Raw genomic sequence first — 5,319 nt, forward strand, 5'->3', positions numbered from 1 at the left:
TGGACCCTATCGTCAATGGCTGGAACGGGCGACTTCTTTCCGGCTCAGTCTTCCCTTTCATAATCGTGGATGCAATAGTCATCAAGATCCGTGAAAACAACAGGGTGTGCCCTCACAGCGCTCTTATTGCCATAGGTGTTAACGAGGATGGTTACCGGGAAATCCTCGGTATGAAAATCGGAAACAGTGAAACAGAAGAAAGCTGGTCTGAGTTCTTTACCTGGTTAAAGGGTCGTGGCCTAAGAGGCGTTGATTTTGTGGCTTCCGACAACCATGGTGGTCTTGTTAATGCGGTAGCCAGATGTTTTCAAGGAGCCACATGGCAGCGGTGCCAGACCCATTTTACACGTAGCAAACTCGGGGAGAAAAGCGCTCCCCCTCGTAAGGGTACCGTTTACCACTCGCATTATGTCGAATTTCACCGAACGGAAAAAGTATGTTGCCCTGCGAGGCTTCTTTCACATAACGTTTGTTATGGGAACGAGCACTAAAAATCCAATTCAAATTCACCTTTTGATTGTAGCAATGATTAATATTAGGCGGCACCAAACGGGATAGCTTTCCCATTACAAGAAGCATTGTGTAACAGTGATTTTATCCTGGTTGATGCCATTCATGACCGCATAATTTTATGTTGTGCATAAAAGCTATATTGTTCCTCTTGGCGGTTAGTCACTTTAGACGGGAGGCTGGCCGCGACGGAGCGGCCTAAAAAAGAGTAATTTTTAAACAAAAGAAGGAATTTCAGATCAAAACACGAAATTACCCCTAGATACCATTTTTGGATATTAACATGAGACTTGATACATGAGAAAACAAAAATAACCTAAGAATCGTGGACAAACGCTTAGATATGATGATTGGATATGATGATTGATTTTTCAGGGAATTTTCGGGCGTAATTGTCCTGAAAAAAAATTGCAGGGAAGGGAATGATGCCATAAAAACAAAAAGATTTTCTATTCGCTAAATAGTTGACGCTAACGATTGTATTGGTAATGTAACATTGTCAACTATTTACGGCAGCAATATTCAATCGTGCATGGCGGTATACTCGAAAAAAAATTTAGAAAGGTGGGGTCTGTAATGGGTAAATTAGATGGGAAAGTAGTGGTTGTGACCGGTTCGGTTTCAGCGATTCCTGGTTTTGACTCTATTGGTTCGGCAACAGTTCGTGAAGCATTAGCTGAAGGCGCAAGAGGGGTAGTTGTGTCCGACATTAACGACAAATTGGGTGAAGCCTTTGTTAAGGAATTAAATGAGGAATACGGTGAAGGACACGCAATATTTGTTCACACCGACGTATCTCAACCAAAAGATGTTGAAAATTTATTTAAAACTACAGAAAAGGTTTATGGAACTGTAGATGCAATTATGGCTAATGCCGGCGTGGTAACTGCAGAAGATTTCGATAAAGATCCGGAAGAAGTTTTGAAATCTCGTAAATTTATTCAAAGCATCAATGAAGATGGGGTATTCTATACAGTATTATATGGATCTCGTTTAATGATCAAACATGGAACAAAAGGTTCAATTGTAATGGTTTCCAGTATTCATGGCGTTGCAGGTCGTCCTAAAGTTGTAAATCAGGAAACAGGCGATGTTTTAATTGAACGTTTCAATTTAGTTCAATATACAATGGGTAAACATGGCGTAGTTGGTTTATCAAAAGCATTAGCCCTGCAATTAGCAGATTATGGTATACGCGTAAATACTGTAAATCCAGGCTATATTATGACACCATTATTCCAAGCAGCTGTAGCTGCCGATAAAAATGATCTGGCAGCTAAAGATTCATTGGCAACAGAAGCATTTGATTTTGCTCAATTGGCGGCATTACACCCATTAAGCAATGACCCTGTAAAAGATAAAGATATCGTTCCTCGCGGCAAATTCGGCGGTCGCATGGGAGTTCCTGCTGAAATTGCTAAGCCCGCGGTATTCTTAATGTCAGATGAATCATCCTTTGTGACAGGTCAAAAATTAGTGATTGACGGGGGTTATACTGCAGGCTAAAAACGAACACACTTTCCGCAGGGATAAACGAACCTTATTAAACAGGCCGTCGAATCGTTTGCAATTCGGCGGCCTGTTATATTATAGAAGCAGGGGGGAAGCAGGGAAGCAGGGAAGCAGGGGGACGGTCCTTTTGCTTCCTTTTTCTTTGTTGTTCACGGGTAGAAGCACAGGGACGTTCTTTAGAAGCAGGGGGAAGCAAGGGGACGTTCTTTTTGCTTCCCCTTTGCTTCCCAAGTATAAGTAACGATTACTTTAAACAGTTTCGCTTGATCATTGAAAGTGATCCTTTTATTTTGAATAAGAAGTATGCAGTCTAATTTTAACTTTCTTATGAGTGACGATACAATTTGATAATATTAAATTCTTTAAAAACCGGCTATGGATTATTAGCGAAAAAAAGGGTTAAAACGCAAGCGATAAAGAATAAAGCAGGATAATTAACCCTAGAGAAATAAATAGAATATATATTTTTGGTTAAAATTACCGCTATGTTTTTTCGTGTTATGTTTTATTGGGGAGGGGTTGTATGGCACTTCAAGAAAAAAACAAACCTGATTACGATTGAGGAAGGGTTTAAGTTATATGCAGAAAATGTCAAGGACTTAAAAACTTCCAGTGTTAATAATCGATACATCACCGAAGATGTTCCAAAAGGGTTAGGTTTACTTCATGTGTTGGGTGCCAATCTCAATATTCCTACTCCAGTATGTGACTCCATAATTACATTAGCAGGTGTAATGATTGGTGCGGATTATTTCAAAGAGCTTGAGGATTATTGGGACACGGGCAGGCTTGCTTTATTGCCTTTAGGTACCGATGTGGATATGTGACTCTAATTCTTTACGTCTGCCAAACATCTATTGTTTCATGAATATTGCCCTTATTCAAAATAATGTCCGTGGGTTGTAGTGTTATTTAAATCCTCGAGTAATCTCGCTGTTCTCGGCTACTCCTTTGGGTTCTTGCCTGATGCTTCCATGCTGGTCACTGAAGGAATCACCGTGGGTTTTTCCGGACAATGGGAAGCAAAGGGGAAGCAAAGGGACGTTCTTTTTGCTTCCTGATATGCAACAGGAACCGTCCCCATTGCATTTGAGTTGAGCGTTGCCTTTGCCGGTGGGGAAGCAAACTAGCCGTTCTGCTGCATCAAGGGAATGCCGCTTTTAATATCCCATCCTCGCAGATAGTAGTATTCATTGAGCATCTTTTCAAATTGTTTCTTATCCAGTTTTTCCCCGGCTGCCGGTCCGGTAGAGATAGGCTCATCCAGGATCCGTTTGGGTGGATAATCATCAAGGCGCCTGATGCCCTCCTGTACATTAAAGAGGCGTTCGGTATCTATGATTCTGGAGCCTATTTTTTCTAACCCTTCTTGGGATATGTCCCACCCTGTTGCAGTTCTTACAAGCTTGGTGAAGTGGGCCGGGCGTAGGGGTTTCATAGCGATTCCCTCCAGTTTGCAGAGGCTCAGGGAGTCTACTATGGCGTGCCAGTTTTCGTGCCAAACGATAAGTTGTGGCTTGGTTTTGTAGTCAAGCCAGTAATCGGGTGTGATCTCTATTCCCAACTCTTCCCGGATGGCGTCTTTGTAAGGCCCTGGGGCTACTTCGTAAACTGGCAGTGACCTCAGGTGATCACCCCCGCGGCTAGCTACCGCAAACCCCAGTGCCATTCCCTTGACAGCACGCACATCTGTAGCCGGGTATTCCATCCCTTTAGAGTGTACCACCAAGTCAACCGCTTCCGAACCCAGTGTTTCTGCTGCTTTCAGTGTGCCTTCTGCTAGTAGATTCCCGATTCCCTGGCGGTAAGCAATTTTTTCGATCAGTGATACAATTCCCTGATGGTCTCCCCAGGTTATATCCAGTCCCTGGAGAATACCTTTTTCAGCGCACTCTAACGCCCAGCCGATAACCGCACCTGTGGAGATGGTGTCCAGGCCAAGCTGATCAGCAAGGGTATTTGCTTTGAGTATTGAAGCTAAGTTGCTGTTACCGCACTTGGTCCCAAATGCGGCGATGGTCTCGTACTCTGGGCCTTCACCTACAGTGCCGGCATATGTTCCTTTTTTAACGTGATAAAAGCGGCTACATCCCACAGGGCAGTTATAGCATCCTCTGCGACCAGAAACATAGTTTTTATATAATAAATCTGCGCTTAGATTGTCAGCCTTTTCAAAAGTCGATTCCTGAAAGTTTCGAGTAGGCAGGGCGCCCAACCCCTGAACCATGCCTGTAAGTATCGGTGTGCCGATATTTGAAGAGTACTTATACAAGGGATCATGTAAGATCGCTTCTTCGCATTCAGCCACTGCTTCTGCAAAGGCTGTTGGGTCCGCTACACCGACGCCGCGGCTTCCTCTAACAGCAACGGCCTTTAAGTTTTTGGAGCCCATTACTGCTCCTATGCCAGTGCGAGCTGCAGCGCGTGCCTGGTTGGCAATGATGGCAGCAAAGCGCACGAGATTTTCTCCTCCGGGACCTATGGAGAGAACCTGGATCTTATCACTTCCCAGTTCCCCTTGAATTGCGGCCTCTGTTTCCCAGGTTGTTTTTCCCCAGATATGGGAGGCATCACGCAGTTCCACCTTGTCATCATCTATCCAAAGGTAAACATGTCGGCTGGATTGTCCTGTAATAAAAATATGGTCATAACCCGCCTGTTTGAGCTCAGGTCCCCAGTGCCCTCCGCTGTTGGCATCGCCGAAGATTCCAGTCAGAGGGGATTTGGATGTAACCGTAAATCTGCCGGAACAAGGGGCCAGGGTTCCTCCGAGAGGGCCGACTCCGAATATTACGGGATTATTGGGATGGAAGGCATCTGTCCCAGGGGGGATGGTATCATATAGAAGCTTTCCGTTAATTCCCCTTTGGCCAAGATAGCGGTAGGCTAAATCCTTAGAAAGTGTTTCCCTTTGAATCCTTCCTTCTGTCAAGTCGATTCTGAGAATAGTGCCTGCCCAACCATAATGCTTATTCATTTGTTTCTACCTCCCAGGAAAAATTAAGTGCACCGAAAAAACAGCTACTAACACAGCGAGGAACGGGCATGTCTTCGCTGCTGTTTTGACTGTTTGCCAGAGGCGCTTTGGCGCAGAATTGTTCTTGGCAAATGGTATTGATGACCGGATAGTTTTTCCCTTTTTTATCTATCTTGTAGCCGACATTTCGCACCCTTAAGGCATTTACATCCTGAATTTACTGATGGTGAAAACTGGTACCTAATTGACATTAAAAAGCATGAGGAGACCTCCCATAATTCGTACTACAGTAAATATCTTCACTAAAACCGGCTAAATGT

The 5,319-nt window shown here is 44.0% G+C and carries 3 protein-coding genes and 1 pseudogene; 3 read left to right on the plus strand and 1 reads right to left on the minus strand.

Features of this window, described 5'->3' with window-relative positions:
• The 3 genes and pseudogenes from AC1U9Z_RS17350 to AC1U9Z_RS17360 all read left to right on the plus strand — a co-directional run.
• Positions 1–353: pseudogene (locus AC1U9Z_RS17350) on the plus strand (transposase); the annotation flags it as partial.
• Between the two features lie 733 nt (positions 354–1,086).
• On the plus strand, positions 1,087–2,016 hold the full coding sequence (locus tag AC1U9Z_RS17355; RefSeq protein WP_479958477.1) for an SDR family NAD(P)-dependent oxidoreductase: 930 nt from the start codon (positions 1,087–1,089) through the stop codon (positions 2,014–2,016).
• A 473-nt stretch (positions 2,017–2,489) separates the two neighbouring features.
• On the plus strand, positions 2,490–2,849 hold the full coding sequence (locus AC1U9Z_RS17360) for an NAD/NADP octopine/nopaline dehydrogenase family protein (protein ID WP_479958478.1): 360 nt from the start codon (positions 2,490–2,492) through the stop codon (positions 2,847–2,849).
• 299 nt (positions 2,850–3,148) lie between these two features.
• On the opposite strand, the gene AC1U9Z_RS17365 is transcribed toward AC1U9Z_RS17360, so the two are convergent.
• Complete coding sequence (locus tag AC1U9Z_RS17365; RefSeq protein WP_479958479.1) at positions 3,149–4,999, minus strand: aldehyde ferredoxin oxidoreductase family protein; 1,851 nt, start codon at positions 4,997–4,999, stop codon at positions 3,149–3,151.
• Between the last annotated feature and the right edge of the window lie 320 nt (positions 5,000–5,319).

Source organism: Desulfotomaculum sp. (assembly GCF_982386235.1).